Genomic DNA, 18,613 nt, shown 5'->3' on the forward strand with positions numbered 1-18,613 from the left:
GTCGAGAGTCGAGATGAATAGCAAGTAATTTATGGCATTTGTTTCTATGGAAAGTAAAGTTAGATCTCTGAGTAGAAAAATCTGCAATGGACTGGCCAAGTCTCCTGCTCTCCACTGGGGCAAGCATCATTGGGAACTCAACCAAAAAAATCGAGATTTACCGCTTACAAAAATCGGCAAAATTCAGGTTGGACTATACATTATCCTCAAGGATTATGCAGTAGGAGATTTCCCTCCTAAGTTTGAAGATCAGACAAAAGCATACGAAGCCGAAATAAATTCTCATTTCAATATCCCCGGAAGACTGGCGGAGGTTAATTTAATGCATGAAATGAGAAAACCATTTTGGTTTTCTTATGGCATCCCTTATATCAAAGATTTTCTGTTTTTGATAGAGTCTTTTAGACGATGCAGCATACGTCCAAATAGCAAAATCCTTGAACTTGGTTGCGGCTCGGGTTGGATGTCTGAGTTTTTTGCCCTAATGGGATTTTCAGTATTTGCATCAACCATTTCTGAATATGATATTCAACAGGTAGAGAAGAGAATTGCAAGCTTGGACTCCAAGCAGATTCCCTTTAATCTTCGGTGCTGCTCTGCGCCGATGGAGTCAGTGGATAAGATTTTGAAGGATGAGCTGCCCTTTGATGTCGTGGTTGTTTATGAAGCTCTACATCATGCCTATGACTGGCAAAAAACTCTTGAAGCTGCCTATGCCTCCTTGGAAAACGGAGGATGGTTTTTCATTTGCAAGGAACCCAATGTCATGCACACATTTGTGTCCTATCGTTTGGCGAAGATAACAAATACCCATGAAATTGGAATGAGCAGACAAGAACTAGAGTCTTACCTCTCCAATATTGGATTCCAGAAAATAATCCATCTAAAGCATAAGTTTAATTGGCTTTTTAATGCTCATTGGATAGCGGCACAAAAATAATTTTAAGGCATTTATCTTGGATCTTTTTACACGTTTGGAATTTATCTTGTGATACGTTTGACTTGGAAGCCCCCGATATCTTCTTCTACAGTTTTGGGCCTATGCTGGGTGGCCTTGGCTCTCTTTGCGGGGATTTCCCTCAGCTACTACCGGATGGTGGAATGGCCGGTGATTCTCCTGTGGCAGGGGGCATTTGGGGGGGTTCTGGGCTGGTTGATTTGGCGGCTGCGACGGTTTGATCAGCCCTTTTATCCCTTAGGCTATGGGCTGGACTGGCTGGTGGGCATCACCCTGGTGGGGTTGGCTCTGTCGTCGGGCTTTGCCCTTTTTCGGCCTGTGGCGCTGTGGCAGTTGGCCTTGGTGATCAGCTATGTGCTACTGGCCTATGCGCTGCGAAATGGTTTGGGGTCGGGGATGTTGACGGTGCGGACCCTGTGGCGCGGACTTGCGATCGCAGCTAGCCTCAGCGCTGTCATCAGCTTGGCCTACTGGCGTCCCAGTGTGGACATGTTCACCAGTGGCGACTTTGGCAGTGCAGTCCGGAATCCCCAACCCCTGGGCCATCACAACTTTGTGGGGGGATATTTTGCCCTGGCATTGCCCTTAGTCGTGGCCTTGGCGATTGCGGAACGGGGCTGGCGGCGCTGGCTCGGGGTTCTGGGGGCGGGGGTAATTTTTGTGGCCCTGTACGTGAGCGGTTCTAGGGGAGCCGCCCTGGGGTCGGTGGTTTGGGTGGCGGTCACAGTGCTGAGCCGATTGTGGCGGCGGCGAAATGCCCCGCGCTATCAAACTGGGTTGGGGCTAGGGATGTTGGGACTTGCGATCGCAGGTTTACTCGCTAACCCTCGGGTGCGGCAGACGCTCCAAGCCCTAGGGGGCGGCGGCGCAGATAGCCTTCTAGACTTTTCTGGTGTCGATGGTCCCCTGATCGATCGCGTATTCATGGCCCAGGCGGGGTTGAATATGCTGGGGAATCGCCCCTGGCTAGGGGTGGGACCGGGAAACATTTCGCGCCTGTTCAACCTGTACCGTCCGATTGAGATGGGCAATGGGCTAGACCACGTACAACAACTCCATAACACCCCCATTCATCTGCTGGGGGAACTGGGCTGGCTGGGGTTGGGGCTCTATAGCGCGTGGATTGGGATCATGGGCTGGCTGGGGTGGCGACTGTGGCGGCGACTGCCAGCGGGGGCAGACCAGACGCTGCTCTTTGGCCTGGGGGGTAGCGGCTTGGCCTATGGTGTCTCCAGCCTGACCGACTACCAGCTTGAAAATATTCCCATTGCCCTGACCCTGGTGAGTGGGGGGGTACTGCTGGTGGTCTTAGCGGAACGCAGCCCCTTGGAAAATCCGGCTCCCCTGCCCACGCTCCTACGGCGGGAAGCCAGTTTGGTCGTGCTAGCTGCGATCGCACTGCTGTTGCGGATCTGGCTCCCCTTTGATCTGGCCCTAGCCTTGGAAAGCTTCGCGACCCATAACGTTAACGAAGGACAATTATCCGAGGCCCATCAAAAGTGGCTGCAAGCAGCAGATATTGTGCCCTGGGATCCCACCGCTGCGGCCCTCGCGGCCCAAAACCTGATCGAGGTGGAACCTGTGATCGAAAACCTTGAGGATCAAGCCTCCGTCCGCGAGAGCATTTTGGAAAACCTGAAGGCGGCCTACGAAGCAGCGCCCTATGACGCCTACTTCAACAACAATTTGGCGGTGCGGCTGCTGACGGAAGATCCTGCCCAGGCGGAAATTTTTGCCCTTCGGGCGGCGCAACTGCTACCCCGCACCCTGAACTATCCCTATTACCTGCTGGGGCTGACCTACCTCATCCAAAACAAGGTGGAGGCCGCCGTTACCGCCTTTGCCCTAGAGGGGCTGATCAGTCCCGGCTTTACCGCCCTGCCCTTTTGGACGGAGGAAGCATTTCAGCCCCTACTCCCCGCTGTGGTGGATAAGACACTGGTGCTCTACAACGCTCTCTTGACGAAACTGGCTCCAGATCAGGAGGGATATGCCTTTCTCTATGAGCAGGCCCAACTGTTGCGCTGGTGGCATGATCAGCCCCCTCTGCCTCCGATCGCGGGGGTGATACCACGCCCTCTGGTGCAGGCTCTCCTGGCGGCAGAAACCGATCCCGCCGCTGCCTTAGAGACCCTCAACAGTGCGATCGCAACGGCCCCCGACAATGTGGCACTGAAAATGCTACAAGCTTGGATTGACCCCGATAGCTACCTGGAAGACCTCCTGGCCCTTTCCATTGATGAGCAGGAAGCTGCCGCTATGAAGGACCATATCCAGGCCAATCGCACCGTCCAAGACTGGTTGCGATCGCTAACAGAACCCAGCCTCATCCGCAAACGCCAGGGTCTAGCCTTTGCCTACCGCAATCGCAACGCCAACAACATTGACCTGATTCTGCAACCCGGCCCCCTCACCACCTATTCCCTGGTGGATCTCCTCGGCCTTTTTGGCCAGTGGCCCCGCGAGTTTCCCCCGCTAGATCAACTGGTGGAAGCCATCAAAGCCTCGGACCTTGGCCTTGTCCACCCCACCCGCAATGGGTATCGTTTGCCAGAGCCGAGTTGGGAATAGAGTTTTGAGTTTTGAGTTTTTAATTTTGAGTTTTGTTTGAATTAAGCCGTCGTAGCGTGGGTTGAGCCCTGAGAAACCCACGAAGAGGCTTGCTCAAAGTTCATGCAGGATCCCTCCTATATGTCCAGCCTTCGTAACACCCCCCATGCTGACGCTCCCCTCCTGGCCCGGTTGCTGGCGGTGCTCTACGGTATCTGGACGCTGTTGCCCAATAGCAATAGCTGGATGGTGGGCTGGCCCTGGGTGGTGATTTGGCAGGGGGCGGTGCTGCTGCCTAGCCTATGGTGCCTGTGGCAGGGCTGGTATCAACCCAGATCCCGCCTTGCCCTGGGCTTTGGCTGGGATCGATGGATGGGGGTGGCGGTGCTGGCGCTGGGGATTTCGACCTGGGGGGCGCTGTTTCCCGCCCAATCCCGCTGGCAGGCAATGGCGGCCTTGGGGGGATTGGCGGCGGTCTATGGCATCCATGGCTGGCTGCAAACGCCCGTCGCCCCAGCGGCACGGCGGCGGCGGTGGATGGGACTGGTACAGGGTCAGGGGGGACTTGCGATCGCGTTTATTCTCCTCAGTTTGAGTTTGTGGACCGTCCAGACCTACCTGCCGGAGCAGCAGCACCTCCAGGATCTTGCCGCCGCTGGGGTAGAGCGGCGGTTTAGCCTCAACCTGCTGGATGTGCGGAACTGGTATCCCCTGGGACACCAGAACTACGTGGCAGGGTTTCTGGTGCTGAACCTGCCGCTACTGGCGGGGCTAGCCTGGGCGACACCGGGGCGGTGGCGGGGACTCTGGCTAGCGGGGTTGGGGTTGGGGCTGGTGGATCTCTACACCACGGGCTCCCGTGCCGGGGGGCTGGGGCTCCTGGGAGCCTTCGCCGCTGGGGCGCTGTTTCTCGCTGCCAGCCGTCCCTGGCCCTGGCGGTACTGGCTCCTGGGGGGTGGGGCCGCACTGGGGATGGGTCTGGTGGGGCTCGTGACCAATGCCCGCCTGCTGCGATCGCTCCAGGCGGTGCTCAGGGGAGATTTCGCCAGTGGCGAGCTGGCCTACCGCTGGATCACCATCGCAACGGGTTGGCGCATGGGGCTGGCCCATGTCTGGACCGGAACGGGGCTCGGGGCGGTGCCCCTGGCCTACCAGGGCTATCGTCCAGTTTGGGCGGGGCGAGAGGCGGAGCTGATTCACCAACTCCACAACACCCCGATCCAACTGTGGGCGGAGCTGGGCCTCTGGGGTGTGGGGCTGCTGCTGGTTGCGATCTCACTTATCCTAGGGCTGGCCATCCGCTGGCTGCGATGGTCTAGGACTAGCCCAGAGGGGGCATTACACCCCTTAGAGTCAGGGGCGGCGTCCCCAATTCAGGAAAAGGATCAGCCCCCAACCGAGGGAACCCAGACCGCCCAAATCCCCGTAGTACACTCGCCGCCGCTGGTGGGCAGTTTACTGGCAGGATTAGCGGGCTACGGAGCCGTCAGTCTGACGGATTATCAACTGGACAATATTGCCATCAGTGGTAGCTTGGCCCTCTTTCTCGCCCTACTGCTACGGGCGATGCCTCAACAGTGGGGAGAAGCGAGAGAAGCGGGTAAAACTGGGGACAGTCCTGTGGGACTGGAAACGGCTGAACCGCAGGAACTGGCCCCTCCCGGACGGGGGCAGCGGCGCGTGGTGCTGGGGTTGGCGGGACTCCTCTTGGTGCTAACCCTCGGACTGATTCCCAGTCATCGCGCCTGGAGTCTCTCCAGCAGCGGCTTTGCAGCGCTGGAAGCGGGGCAAATCAACACCTTTGTCACCCGACTGACCCAGGCCCATCGCCTTGCCCCCCACGAACCCTACTACCCCTACCAATTGGGGTGGAATTTGGGGGAACGGAGCCTTCAGGCAGATATTGACGAGGCCGAACGGGAGCGTTTGCGGACAGATGCGATCGCGTGGTTTGAAATTGCCATCGCCCAAGCCCCCCAATTGGAATTTGGCCACTCAAATCTAGGCTGGCTGTTGGGCAATAGCGATCCCACCGCCGCTGCCACCGCATTCATGCGCGCCTTGGAACTGGTTCCCGCCAAACCGGGGGTCGCCTTTGGCTTAGCCCTGCAACTCTTTGCCGCCCAACAGCCCACCCTAGCGGAAAACGCCCTGGTCCTCGAAGCTCTGCGCCATCCCCAATTTCTCACCAGTCCCCTCTGGCGGCAGGAGGACTTTGCGGCGGTGTATCCCCGAATCATGGCGCAGGTCTTGGCACAGCAGGACCAATGGTTAGGGGATCCGGCCCTAGATCCGGCCCTTGCCGCCCACCTCCACAGCGTGCGCGGAGCCCTGCACTGGTGGCAAGGAGATGGTGCTGCCGCCCAGGCAGACTGGGCCGCCATCGATAATTCAGTCGGGGTGGCCCTGGCCAAACTGACCACAGAAGGGACCGTGGATCCCCTACTGCTGGCCCCATCGGGTAACCCCATTGTCTTGACGGTGCAAGCTTGGCTGCAACCAGAGCAGCGGAGATCGCGCCTTGCCCAAGCCTGGGCCGCAAATCCTGCCCTAGACAGTAGCTGGGCCGATGCCCTTGCCCCTCCCGGTCTATTGAATGCGCTGGAAGCCACCATGGCGGAGGCATCTGACTTTCTCGACTGGGTAAAAAATACCGCCCCCACCGTGCAACAGCGCCATGAGCGTCTGGGCTTTGGGGTCTTGATGCGCCACATCGATGGCCCCCAACCCGTGGACTACTGGTTTCAGGTAAATAATGTGGTGACGACCACCCTGCTCCAGCCGCTGTTCCCCTCTCCGGCGTTCCTCCCCGCCTTGGACGAAGCGCTACAACCGCTGCATCAAACTGCCATTGCGGCCATCCAAGTCGCCTTGCCACCATCCTAGTGGTCTGTCAGCCCTGATTTTGTGGGTATGACTGTTCTTGGCATGACATCCTTACGGTGCATTGCTTCGCGAATGCACCCTACGGCACTCACAAAGGCGAAGTTGACAGACCACTAGGAACCACCGCTCCACGTTACTTTAGAGACAGAGACCGTAACTTTAGAGACAGAGACCGTAGAGACAGCGCTTCATCCCCAGGATTTTCCATGGTGCAGGCCATTGCAGTCACCCAGGCCATTACCAATCTTCAGGACGCCCATGAGCAGTTGGGACTGTCTCCCGAACCGGATCCTGACTTCTTTCTCGAATGGCAAACAGAACTGCCGGACCTGAGCCCAGAGCAGCAGCAAGCCCTGGATGTTATCGCGATCGCTATCTCACCTATTCCGCAGATGGAGCCATTGAAGACTACCTATTTCTCAAGCTCCATCGGGGTTCCCCGGCCCGGTACGCCCTCTCCCACAAGTTCACCTTATTATCAGACGCCCACCACAACCTCTACCAAGTTGCCCGCATCCTCAAACACCTCACACACCCAACAGGATGAGTTCACCCTACTAATATTTCAAAGCAAAGCAATCAGAGATTTGCTTGATCATGCATTTTACAGACTCGATTTGGTAGATTTGAGGCATTGATTGGGCTCAGTTGACCTATGACTGTTGCAGTCGATCCAGCAATTCAACAGAAGCCACTTAGCGTTGACGAGTTTCTCGCTCATTATGGCGGCGATAACCGCTACGAGCTGATCGACGGAGAGGTGTTCGACTTGGAACCCACAGGCTTACATGAGGAGGTTGCAGCCTTCATCACGAAGAAGATCTGTGTCCAGATCGACGGAGCAGGTTTACCTTGGTTTGTCCTTCAACGTGGACTGTTGCGCCCTTCTAACACTGGCATGACGGCATTTCGTCCTGACATCGCAGTTGTCGATCAAGGTGAACTGGCCAAGGAGCCACTTTGGTCTGACCAGTCGATCTTGACTCTAGGCACTTCAATTAAATTTGTGGCGGAAGTTGTGAGTAGCAACTGGCAAAATGATTATGCTCGTAAGCTTGAAGACTACGCGGCGTTAGGCATCCTCGAATATTGGATTGCAGACTACGCAGGATTAGGGGGTACTCGACACATTGGGAAGCCCAAACAACCTACCCTCTCTATCTGTACGCTAGTAGATGCAGAATATGAAATTCAGCAGTTTCAAGACCATCAGACTATTATTTCTTCAACTTTCTCAGATTTGAAATTGACAGCCGAACAAGTTCTGAGGGCTGGTAGGTAGAACGATCTCTACATGGGAACTCGAACACTTAACGGTAGCGGGCCGTCGTTTGAGCCTCAAGCACTGGTTGAGATTGATAGCGATTGTTGTTGTACTCTCAGGCTCAATCGCCCTCACCTCACTAGAATGTTGTAGAAAGCGATCTGATAGGCTTCAAGGGCATATCATTTTTACGCAGCACGGTTTGTCACAATTGGCCTTGATGGGTTCAATCGTTCCATGCAAAGGGCTGATTCACCTCTCCTGCAATCTCCTCAAAGACACTCAATTGCTCAGCAGACAATTCACGCTGCCATCGTAGATCCAACTTAATTGCAATGTCGGTCTTTGCATAATAGGAATCTTGATCAGCTTTACTACCACCTGTAGAGATATCTCCTCGATATCTGCGAATTAATGTGTAGGTACCATCATTACCTGAAATGTCATGATGATCGTGCTTCCAATATTCCAGCATTGAAGGCATAAAGCTCATATCCAAAAATTCACATAGCTCTTGAGTAACTCGATGGGGGTCACTGGCAAGTTCTTCATATCTAATCTGAATTTTACTCCCGGAATCGAAACTATCGAAGAATTTTAATCTGTCCTGCGTTTTCCGAACCCAATCATGGGCTGCTTTTTCCATACCCCAATGACCATATTTTCTGAGAAACGAGTTAATCACTGCACGGCCATCACGAACCAAATGGATCAGTTTACCCTGGAGTTTTCCAGATTTAAATTCCTGAGCATCTAGTCTTTTCTGAACCCAATGTCGGGATTTACTAGAATCGACAAAAACGTCTTTCATGGAAAGTTTTGAGAACATATAGGAATATGGGTTAAATATTTCATTTTTGCCAATAAAGCTTCTAAGTTTCTTCTCAAATCGAAGGGGAATATAGGGATTGATACGTGTATCGCCTAACACAGCAGCCAGTCGTTCTATACCTTCGATGCCAAAGGTATTCTCCCAAAAATCAGAAGTCATATTGACGCAGTCTAGAGGTTTTGACTTGCGATATCGATTAGGAAGACCAACCAATTCTCCTGCGGAGAAACAGGCAGGATTACTGCCTAGAATTAAGGCCAGTAAACTCGAACCTGAATGCCCACTAGAAACAATAAAAGCTACTTTTTTAGCTTCAGATTTTTGAGATATGGTTTTAGGCATTATCTTTCTCCCACAAAAATTCTGTTAAGAGGCTGCTTGAGAAGTATTCAATGTCATACTTCATCCTGTTCGCGAGGCGAGTTCCAAGAAACTTTCCTCTGTTTCTTCCGGGCGTTACCCAACATTTTGGGTTGGGTCTGGTGCTCCGAAGGCGTAACGGAGCGTTGTGAAGGATCTCGAACTACGCTGAGAGATCGAGATTCCTCTCTCCGTTTCACTGCGCTCGGAATGACAGGCGAATTGTCATGTTGTTCGCGAAGCGACTCCGCAGGAGTAATGGAGCGGAGCGGAACCGTAGACGCGAAGCGGCTTCTCTGGGAGTAACATCTCGGTCTAACAGTCCAGACCAGGATCTCTCCCTGCGCTCGGAATGACAGGCTTCCGTCTGTTTCTTCCGGGCATTACCCAACATTTTGGGTTAGGTCGGTTGCTCCGAAGGCGTAATGGCACGATAGCGTAGTGCAGCATCTCGACGTAAAGGCTCAAAGCCTAGACTCCACCCTACGGAAAGCCGCAGAACGCCTACGTTCCGCTTCGCTACTCTCGGAATGACAAATGTGACTTTGGTTCCCAACTTTGGTTCCAAAGAATATTCGATCTAAAAAATTATTCCCTAGGTTAGGCCAAAAATACCATTGATACCTGATTAACCCAACAAAAATCAGGGGTGGTTGGCTAAGTGCCCCCAGTGCATATTGATGCATATTGAACCGAGGGGGTCATCAGGATTTATATCTTGACGGCGAAAAAAGCAAAAATGGAAAACAAGATTAAAAGCTGGTGTGGGTAGAACTGGGCACTGTAGAGTAAATCCCGTTTACGAAGTTTTGTAAAGCACCTGTCATACCTTACGGATCAGTGGCGCAAACAAGCCTGATGTGATGATCAGGAGGGTTGGCGGCGGGTCTAGGGGCTGGCCAGGTTTGCCTGAACCCATGACGCAGATTGACTTTCAGGAATTGCTCACCCGCTATCGGGCTGGGGAGCGATCCTTTCCGCGACTCACGCTGCCCGCGATCGATGGCTTTGAATGTGATCTCAGGGGCATTGATCTCACTGATAGCACCCTCGATCAAGCCTATTTGCCCTATAGCAATCTCAGTCAGGCCATGCTCCAGGGGGTTTCTCTGGTAGCGGCGGAACTAGCGGATGCCAAGCTGTTTGAGGTTAATCTGGCGGGGGCGGATTTGGCGGGGGCCAGCCTGTCGCGGGCGGACCTGCGCCATAGTTGTTTGCAGGGTGCGAACCTATCGGGGGCAGATTTGTCGGGGGTAAATCTGCGGGGAGCGGATCTGTCGGGAGCAGACCTGCGGGGAGCTAAGTTGATTAAGGCTAACTTGGCCCAGGCCCTACTGGCGGGGGCAAATCTGGGGGGGGCGAATCTCTTTCGGTCGGAGGGGGGGGCGTTGGCGGAGGCAATCTGTGATGCTATGACGGTGTTCCCTAATGGCCATCGCGATCGCCGCTAGGGCGTGTGGACAATTGTCGATGCCTCACTCCGAGGGCTTCACGGTATGCTAGGCATATTGTGCGGTAGGGGTTTGTCCCTACTTGAACCGCCCCCATTGCCTTCTGCAACCTGAATCCCGATGCCAATGCGGCGTGATTTGTCTCCTCGATTTTGCTTCGCCCCCAGTGCAGTGGGGATGGCCCTGTGGTTGATGGGGGGGATAGCGGTGGCTCAAGTTCCCACCGTGCCTACTCTGCCCTTAGCTCAAGCCGTCACCGTCCAGGAGCGGGCGGAACTGGAGCAGCTCCAGCAGGAGGCCAATCTGGCCTTTAGCCGTGCCACCACCTTAGTGATGGTGTTGCTGGCGGCGATGGTGCTGCTGCTGGGGGTAGGGGTGACCATGCTCTGGTTTTTGCGGCGATCGGTGGTGCAGGAGGTGGCCACGGTGGTGCGGGGTCAGCTCAACCAGATGACGGATTTGGAAAATCGCATTCGCACTGCAACCCGAGAGTTGAATAATGTGCTGAAGGATGCGGAGGCGGTGGCTGATGAGATTGAGGGCCAAGCCGACGGGTTTAAGGACGACCTAGCTGAAAAGCGCCATGCCTTGGGGCGGCTGATGGAGGAGGTGAGTGAGTCTAAGGGCCGCACGTTGAAGGAGTGGCACACCCAGGTGACCACGCTCCAGGACAAGCTGGATACTCTGGAGACGGACTTTGTGCAGCAGACGGAGGGGCTTCAGCGCCATCTACGGGAGCGCCTAGAGGAACTGGAAGCCGATAGCACCGACCAGACGACTCAGCTCCTCAAAGCGGTACGGCAGGCGACGGAAGCTCTACAACAACAGATCGGGGAACTGGGGGTCCAAGCGGGCAGTGAGCAGAGCCGGATGGTGGGCCAACTCCAGACCTCTGTGGCGGATTTTGCCCAGCATCTCCAGTCTTTGACGGATTCGGTGGGGGAAAGCCGCGATCGCACTTTAGCCGACCTAGCCACCCTGCGAGAGGACTTTGGCCCCCAGTTCGACCATCTGCGGGAAAACCTAGAGGCCCAACTGGAGCAGCACCAACAGCGCGTGTTAGATGCCATGGAGGATCGCAAGGCATCCCTGGCTAAATCCCTGGACGAAGCCCAGGCCAGCGCCCTGGGGCATCGAGATTTGGCCCTGCAAACCATCCAGCGATCCACCCAGGACTTCGAGGCCGGGTTTACCCAAGCCCAGGCGGACGTGGTTACGCAAAAGACGGCGATTCTTTCCCAACTCCAAGCCACCCTCACGGACTTTCTCAGCCAGTTTGACGGCTATCGGGGAGATTTAGAGGATCGAAAGGCGGAGATTTTGGCGGATCTGCATCGCCGTGCCGATGACTTTTTGGCCCAGTTTGACCAGCTCCAGGACACCGTAGACCAACGCCAGGGGGAATCCCTTGCCGATCTCCAGGGCAAGGCGGCAGCGTTTCAGGGACAACTGGCCCAGATGGCAACGGAGGTGGAGGGGCAAAAAGCAGCACTATGGGAGGATCTCCAGCGCAGTGCCAGTGAATTTTCTGAAGCAGTGCAGGCGATGCAGGGGGATAGCCGCGATCGCGCCCAGCAGACCCTCGACAGCCTGGACCGTCTGGAGGCCGAATTGAGCCAGCAGCTCAACGAAGTGCGGGATGTCGTCTTTGGCCGCCGCGATCGCGTTTTGGAAAAACTGGAGGGCTTCGACGCCCGCCTCACCGACCACCTCACCACCCTAGAGGGCGACGCGACAGAGCGCCAGCAGCGCGCCCGCCAACGCCTAGAGCAGATCGAAACCGACTTCTCCAGCCAGCTCACCCAACTTCAGCAAGACATTGCCGCCGGACGCAACGACGCCCTGGCGGATCTAGAGCAGGTCAAGCGCACCGTTCAGGACCGCATCAACAATCTGCAAGCGGAGGCCCAGGGGGAAAAGGACGCCATCATGCGGCGACTGGGGGAAATTGCCCCCCAATACCTGGCCGATTCCTTCATTGCGGAAACGGACCAACGCCTCGGGGAACTGACGGCACTGCTAGAGCGCTTGCAGGACAACCGCCCCACCCTCTTCCTCTCGGCGGAAGAACGCATCGACTCTGCGAATAAATTACTGGCGGAGTCCCGCTATGACGAGGCGGTGGAGGAGTACCAGCAAGCCCTGGAAATTCAGCCCAATAACTCGGAAGCATGGCTGAATCTGGCCCAAGCGCTAATCGCCCTACGCCGCCAGGAGGATGCCCTCACGGCGCTGGATCAGGTTCTCACCCTCACCCCAGACCTCACCGCCGCCCACTACCAGCGGGGGCAGGTGCTGCGGGATCTCAAGCGCTATGACGAAGCCCTCGTCGCCTTTGATCGAGTACTAGAACTGGCCCCCGAAGATCCCAAGGGTTGGCTCAACCGGGGTATGGTGCTGGGGCGGCTGCGGCAACGCCAAGATGCGATCGCGGCCTTTGACAAAGCCCTCACCCTCAAGCCCGACTACCAAGAAGCCTGGGTTAATCGCGGCGTCTCCTTCGGGATCTTGCAGCAGCACGAAGCCGCCTTTGACTCTTTTGACAAGGCGGTGGAGATCCAGGCCAATGATGCCGTGGCGTGGCTCAATCGCGGCTTGGCAGCCCTGGAACTAGAGCGCTACGAAGAGGCGCTCACCTCCTTTGATCAGGCCACCCGTTTCAACCCCGAGTCCGCCAAAGCCTGGGACAATCGGGGCTACGTGCTCATGAAACTGGGTCGAGATGCCGACGCCCTCAAGAGCTTTGACAAAGCCCTAGAGGTGGATGCCAGCTACGCCCAAGCCGCCTACAACAAGGCAATGTGCTATGCTCTCCAGCGGGAATTTGACCTCGCTTTAGAAGCCCTGCAATTGGCGGTGCGGCTCAACCCTGACCTACGGTCAGAGGCCCAGGCAGAGCAAGCCTTCGACAATCTATGGAATGATGACTGGTTCCGAGAACTAGTGGGGCGATAGGTTCCAATTCCCGGTACTCCCCCTGCGATTCCCCCATGGAAACCCCGTCCATCCAAGACCTCGGTAACATCGCTATCGTCGCCCAAGACCTGATCACCCGGTTCAGCCTCGGGGTGCTAGCTGCGATCGCAATTATCGCCATCGGCAACTGGCTGGCCAAACTCGGGCGGCAGTTTGTGCGTCGCCTTGCCAGCAAGGCCAACCTCGATCCCACCCTGACTAACTTTATTAATGCCCTGATTTACTACGGTGTCCTAGGCTTCGCCGTGATCGCCGCCCTGAATCGCCTCGGCGTCCAAACCGCCTCCCTAATCGCCCTGCTAGGGGCAGCGGGCTTAGCGGTGGGCTTAGCCCTCCAGGGCTCCCTGGCCAACTTTGCCGCCGGGGTGCTACTGCTAATCTTCCGTCGATTCCAGGTCGGGGACTTGATTGAAGGAGCCGATGTTTTTGGCCATGTGGAAGAGATCAGCCTCTTCACCACCGCCGTCGTCACCGTCGATAACAAAACTGTGGTGATTCCCAACGCCAAGCTCACCAGCGAAAACATCACCAACTACAGCAGCAAGGGCAAAATCCGCGCCGATATGGTGGTGGGGGTTGCCTACGAAACCGACATTGACCATGTCCGCCGAGTCACCCTAGAAACCATGGCTGCCGATGATCGCATCCTTCGCAGCCCTGCCCCCTCCGTCGTACTGACGGAGCTAGCAGACAGCAGCCTCAACTTCAGTGTCCGGCCCTGGGTCAAACCCGAAGACTACATCCCCGTCAAGAACAGTCTCTACGAAGTCCTGAAAAAACGCTTTGACCAAGAGGGCATTACAATTCCCTTTCCCCAGCGCGACGTGCACCTATTCCAAGCCAATTGATTACGTCTTCGCTGGGAGTGCCTAACACGACTTGGAAGGTTACGGAGAATCGAGCCCGTTGACCGCTGGCTGAGCGGAGTCGAAGCCAGCCACACCACCGGGTTCTGGCCGTTCCCTTCGACTCCGCTCAGGGAACTGGATGTTTGTATAGAGACAACAACGTAGCAAGCTTTTCAGCTTGTTTCAAGACATAACCTTCCAAGTCGTGTGCCTAACCTGCATTATTCATCACGAAATGGGCGAGTCCCTAAGGGACTCGCCCGGAATCTAGAACCGTTTGTGCCGTGATACACCCGACATAGATTCCCGTTTATGACCTTCGGTCACACTGAGTACAACACACTCGCCAAGCGAAGGCAGAACACGGGAATGACCGCGATAGGGATACCATCGCCACACACCCTAGTACCGCAGGGGGTAAATCAGCCCACTATTGTCGCACCAGCCCAACATTTTCCGGTCCCCTCTCCCCGTGGAAAAGGGCTAGGGTGAGGGGCCGAGTGTGCCCCGATGGAACGGCTAGGGTATTTACACCGCCCAGTACTAGGCGGACCGCCGCTGCCGTAACCCCAAAGCCCCCAGGGCCACAAGACCCAGCAGGGCCGTGGGTTCGGGGACCGTCTCGGTTTCGCTGCGGGTGGTAGCAAAAATGCGATCGCTACCACCAGCAGGATACCGAGCCGCCGTAATCGTGCCCCCAAGTTCCTGCTGAATATAGTTAGCGAGGGATTGCTGATTGGTCACCCCCAAGTTGGTAAAGGGTACCCCACCAAAGGGATAGCTGTCTCCCCCCCGCGCTAGGAAGTCAATAGTGGCGATGGAAATCGTCGGCGCACCAGGTAGCACCTGACCATTGCTAATGATCTGGGTGCCATCATCCAGAGTCACATCCACCACCCGTTGACCAGGTTCAGCAGTAAGGTCAATGCCAAACTGGAAACCGGCAATCTGGGCAAATCGCCCGTCCACAAATTCCACCCTCACGACTGCATTTTCCAGCAGCGCCTTCAGCTTGTTACCATCAATCCCCGGCACCACGGAGACAAAGTTACCAAAGGGCAAGGCATCAAAGCTGTTCAGTTCTGTGATATTCCCCGGCGACAGCACAGAATCATTACGAATGCCTCCCCCATTGTGCAAGGCAATTACCGGAGCCTCAATGCCAAATTCCCCGGCCTTTTGCTGACCCGTCCACAGCAGCGAGTCGGCAATCAGGTTGCCAAAATTGGTCTCCGTCGTGCGGACTTGACTCCGAACTCCGTTCAACCCCACTTCACTCTGACCAATGACATTTTGGGCCAGAGCCTGCTGCGAAGCTTGCACCGGAGCCACCGCATTGGCCAGAATATCCGGGTCAGGGGTCGTATTGGCATCCCCCGCCAGAACCCGCACCGGGTTGCCGTTGAAGCTGGTCAGAAGACCGTTGTCATCAAACTCCACCTCCAGCCGACCCACATAGCGGTACTCGCCAGTGGTGGTGACCACAGGCACCTGGACACCATCAGCATTGGTAGCCAGCAACGGGTAGGGGCCAAAGGGGGTGCTTCCTTGATCACTGGGTAGGGTAGTAGCGATGTCGTTAGTCAACAACTCACTCCCCCCGCCAGCGATCACCAAATCCACCCCTCGCAGTTGGCTCACCAGGGAAATTTCTTCGTTGATGGACTGGAGGTGGCTGGCCAGGATAATCTTGTTGACCCCTTGGGCTTCCAGCGCATCAATCTCAGCCTGGACAGCAGCTAGCACCTCATTAACCACCACATTCCGGGGACTGGAAACAGTGGACAGCAGTGTAGTGGTGGCTCCCACAATACCCAGGCGCTCACCATCTTTTTCGATAATGGTACTTTTGGCGATTCGGCCCGTATTCACGAGCGCCTGAAGCTGAGCTTCTCCAGAAAAATCTAGGTTGGCACTCAGGTAAGGTACCGTGGGATCAACGGCATTGATGAAATCCGCCAGCACATTGGGGCCAAAGTCAAAGTCGTGGTTGCCCAGAACGATGGCATCGTAGCCAATGGCATTCAGCACTAGGGCATCGTAGAAAATGCCGTCCTGAAGACTGGCATTAAAGGCCGTCCCCGCCAAAAAGTTATCCCCAGAGGAAATAGTGACGGGGATGCGTCCGCCATCGCGGGCCTCCTGCTGCAAGCTATTGATCAAGGTCACGAAGGAGGCCGCGCCCCCTTCACCAGAGGCGGACGGCGTGAGCTTAGACTCCCCATCGTTGTTATGGAAGATGGTGAAGGAGGCGGCCTGCACGGGGGCCATCAGTTGGGTGCCGAGGAGCCCTAAACTGGCGGCAACCAAAGCAACCCGCTTGAGAGGCTGGTAAATGAACATGGACTACAGTTCTCCCTATCAGTAATGACTTCTCCGGTTCATAGGGAATTCCCATGACCGTGATGTTACGTACTGATAAGCACTGTAGCGGGGCCACATTAAGCTTCTTCGCACTTAAGTTAATAGAAGCCCTCAGTGTATTAACGGAGCCTTAAGATCCAAGATTTTTGTAAGTCCCGAGAATTCGGCTAATACTGGGCTGATGACGGGATGTTATTTAATTGCGCGTTCCTCACTGGTCACGAGATGACATAGGCACTGGGCAATATCTGCCTGGGTTGCTTCTGACATGCTGCCTAACTCTCGCAGAATCAGGGAAGTACGAGCCGTCATTAAATAATGCAGACGTAGTGTGGAAGTCTTTCGTAATCCACTGCTGACAAAGTCAGGATGGGCTTGATCCAAGATTATATCTGTAGGAAGAATGTCTGTAGGAAGACGACTGGTAATAAATGCCAGCAGTATATGCTCATAAGTTCCGATCGGATTAGTCAGGCAAACAGCAGGTCTGACCTTTGTCATCGAGAGATCGTCGAAGGGAAACGGTATTAAGACGACCTTACCTTTAGTTTTGGAATGGTTTGCCATCGTTGACAGTATAGATATCTTCTTCAGGATCTTTGAGGAAATCGAAGGCAGGGTTTTCGACTGCGGCTTTTAACCACTGGGCATCACCAATGTCCTCCGGTTCCTCCACTAGGATCAGAACCTTTACTTGAGCATTGCGCAGGGATAGGTCTAGCTGAAATTCGGATAATGCTAGATGGCCATCGGCGGTGACTGTTGCAGGTATCTCGTAAGCTCGCATAGGCTAAGGGGCGATAGGTGTTATGGATTCAGCGTAGCTTAAGCCTTGCCCCTATTGGAATCTGATGGACAAGGAAAGGTGCCGCAGGCAATGAGGTTTGGGAATCCTAGGCTGCACTCAGATAAGAAATAGCGACTTGCCATTGCTTGTTTGTCTGCTTGAGCCGGATAGAACGACAGGTTGCCAGAAATTTGGGCAGGCTTTGGGGCAGGTTCAAGCGCTTTAGGACAGTTTTAATCGATTCCTGGTGTTCTGTCTGAAAGCTGGTGCCCAGTAGCGGCAAGTCAATGTAGGTACCAGATTCATGGGATGACAGGCTCCAGAGAAGTTGAACGATGGCTTGTTCTAGGGAGGTGCTATCTAGGATCTGGGTTTTGGTGGCGGGGACGGGGGCTCTGGGGGGCTCTGGGCTCTGGGATCGTTGTCGCAGCGTGACCTGAAGATGGTTGGCGTCGGGGGTTGGGCTCAGCTCAAAGTCCTCATGGGCTTCGAGGAATTTCTGGAGGGTCTTGGGGCCAGTATGGGCTTTAAGGACTTGATTGACGGAAATCCGGTTGCGATCGCGGAAAATTTTGCCCAAGTATCCAACCGTGAGCCTGGTATCTGGATGCTGCTGATATTCCTGAAGAATCAGAATTTTCAACCAAGACTTAAGCTGAGAAAGGGTCGGCACCCGCACCGGATTCTCAGGTGTTTTCAAGGGCGAGTCATTGGTGTCTGGCTCTGCTTCCGCGCCCTGAGGAATGGAGTAGGTTTGAGTCGTTTTCTCCGCCAGGTTCAGAAGGGTAACCTTAGAGCCCTGACGTTTTACGGTATGGACAAGAATCCCCATACTCCTCAAGGTATTGCTCAAATGGGTCAGATCAGCATCAGCAGAGCAAATCAAGACTTCGCGAACATTGGGATTGTGCCGCGATATCATCAACCCATCCACAGTCATTTTTAGATCTGCATTGTTTTTGCCCGCAGGTACATGGATCATCTGATAGCCTGCATTGTGCAACTCCCGATCCCGTTTTCCTAATCGACACCAGTTAGCAAAGGCCAGTTTGAGTTGAATGGGATGCTGACAGGATGCCGATAGAAAGGCTTCCGCCTCTGGGGGTAAGCAAACATTTTCCGCATCTAGCAAAAGGGCCGCAATGGGCTGGTTCTGCCATCCCAGGCTAATCTTCTGCCATCCCAGGCTAATCTTGCGGGAACTATGGAGCAAATGAAGTCCAGTGCCATTCCGCGTGGATTGACTGGAAGCATGGGCAGGCAAGGGCTGACTATTCATAGGGTGCTGCGGGGTGAGTGACAGGGGAAACTACAGCCCTGCGGGGTTCCGCTTCCTG

General features: G+C 55.2%; 13 protein-coding genes. 8 read left to right on the forward strand and 5 right to left on the reverse strand.

Annotated features, from left to right (window positions below):
* Positions 1 to 31 precede the first annotated feature (31 nt).
* The 5 genes from LEP6406_RS0223475 to LEP6406_RS0223495 all read left to right on the forward strand — a co-directional run bounded on the left by LEP6406_RS0223475 (position 32) and on the right by LEP6406_RS0223495 (position 7,676).
* The gene (locus LEP6406_RS0223475) at positions 32 to 940 is read left to right on the forward strand and encodes a class I SAM-dependent methyltransferase (protein ID WP_051463838.1); all 909 of its coding nucleotides are present in this window, start codon (positions 32 to 34) and stop codon (positions 938 to 940) included.
* A gap of 48 nt (positions 941 to 988) precedes the next feature.
* Positions 989 to 3,529: an O-antigen ligase family protein gene (locus LEP6406_RS0223480; RefSeq protein WP_008314329.1), complete on the forward strand. Its 2,541-nt coding sequence runs from the start codon at positions 989 to 991 to the stop codon at positions 3,527 to 3,529.
* A gap of 120 nt (positions 3,530 to 3,649) precedes the next feature.
* Positions 3,650 to 6,394 carry an O-antigen ligase family protein gene (locus tag LEP6406_RS29470; protein WP_071992352.1) on the forward strand — a complete coding sequence of 915 codons (2,745 nt, stop codon included), beginning with the start codon at positions 3,650 to 3,652 and terminating at the stop codon, positions 6,392 to 6,394.
* A gap of 206 nt (positions 6,395 to 6,600) precedes the next feature.
* Positions 6,601 to 7,032 carry a hypothetical protein gene (locus tag LEP6406_RS0223490; protein ID WP_008314333.1) on the forward strand — a complete coding sequence of 144 codons (432 nt, stop codon included), beginning with the start codon at positions 6,601 to 6,603 and terminating at the stop codon, positions 7,030 to 7,032.
* Between the two features lie 17 nt (positions 7,033 to 7,049).
* Positions 7,050 to 7,676, forward strand: coding sequence for a Uma2 family endonuclease (locus tag LEP6406_RS0223495; protein WP_008314334.1), 627 nt, complete (start codon positions 7,050 to 7,052; stop codon positions 7,674 to 7,676).
* Positions 7,677 to 7,884: 208 nt separating this feature from the next.
* Here LEP6406_RS0223495 and LEP6406_RS0223500 read toward each other — a convergent pair whose 3' ends face one another.
* A complete protein-coding gene (locus tag LEP6406_RS0223500; RefSeq protein WP_008314336.1) occupies positions 7,885 to 8,832 on the reverse strand; it encodes a sulfotransferase in 948 nt (315 codons plus the stop codon).
* Positions 8,833 to 9,767: 935 nt separating this feature from the next.
* Between LEP6406_RS0223500 and LEP6406_RS0223505 the strand changes: the two genes are divergently transcribed.
* The 3 genes from LEP6406_RS0223505 (at position 9,768) to LEP6406_RS0223515 (ending at position 14,125) form a co-directional block, all read left to right on the forward strand.
* Positions 9,768 to 10,301 carry a pentapeptide repeat-containing protein gene (locus LEP6406_RS0223505; protein ID WP_008314338.1) on the forward strand — a complete coding sequence of 178 codons (534 nt, stop codon included), beginning with the start codon at positions 9,768 to 9,770 and terminating at the stop codon, positions 10,299 to 10,301.
* Between the two features lie 120 nt (positions 10,302 to 10,421).
* Positions 10,422 to 13,256, forward strand: a complete 2,835-nt coding sequence (locus LEP6406_RS0223510; protein WP_155834751.1) for a tetratricopeptide repeat protein — start codon at positions 10,422 to 10,424, stop codon at positions 13,254 to 13,256.
* A 35-nt stretch (positions 13,257 to 13,291) separates the two neighbouring features.
* Positions 13,292 to 14,125 carry a mechanosensitive ion channel family protein gene (locus LEP6406_RS0223515; protein ID WP_008314341.1) on the forward strand — a complete coding sequence of 278 codons (834 nt, stop codon included), beginning with the start codon at positions 13,292 to 13,294 and terminating at the stop codon, positions 14,123 to 14,125.
* A gap of 543 nt (positions 14,126 to 14,668) precedes the next feature.
* Here the strand turns inward: LEP6406_RS0223515 and LEP6406_RS0223520 are convergent.
* From LEP6406_RS0223520 to LEP6406_RS0223535, 4 genes are all read right to left on the reverse strand, one after another.
* Complete coding sequence (locus LEP6406_RS0223520) at positions 14,669 to 16,468, reverse strand: bifunctional metallophosphatase/5'-nucleotidase (protein WP_008316743.1); 1,800 nt, start codon at positions 16,466 to 16,468, stop codon at positions 14,669 to 14,671.
* A gap of 213 nt (positions 16,469 to 16,681) precedes the next feature.
* Entirely contained in the window at positions 16,682 to 17,056 is a 375-nt protein-coding gene (locus tag LEP6406_RS35745) for a type II toxin-antitoxin system PemK/MazF family toxin (protein WP_008316747.1), read from the reverse strand.
* On the reverse strand, positions 17,034 to 17,276 hold the full coding sequence (locus LEP6406_RS0223530; RefSeq protein ID WP_008316749.1) for a hypothetical protein: 243 nt from the start codon (positions 17,274 to 17,276) through the stop codon (positions 17,034 to 17,036). The genes LEP6406_RS35745 and LEP6406_RS0223530 overlap by 23 nt, the downstream gene beginning before the upstream one ends.
* 106 nt (positions 17,277 to 17,382) lie before the next feature.
* A complete protein-coding gene (locus LEP6406_RS0223535) occupies positions 17,383 to 18,555 on the reverse strand; it encodes an NYN domain-containing protein (protein WP_008316750.1) in 1,173 nt (390 codons plus the stop codon).
* Positions 18,556 to 18,613: the final 58 nt, after the last annotated feature.

The organism is Leptolyngbya sp. PCC 6406 (assembly GCF_000332095.2).
Classification (GTDB): Bacteria; Cyanobacteriota; Cyanobacteriia; order Phormidesmidales; family Phormidesmidaceae; genus PCC-6406.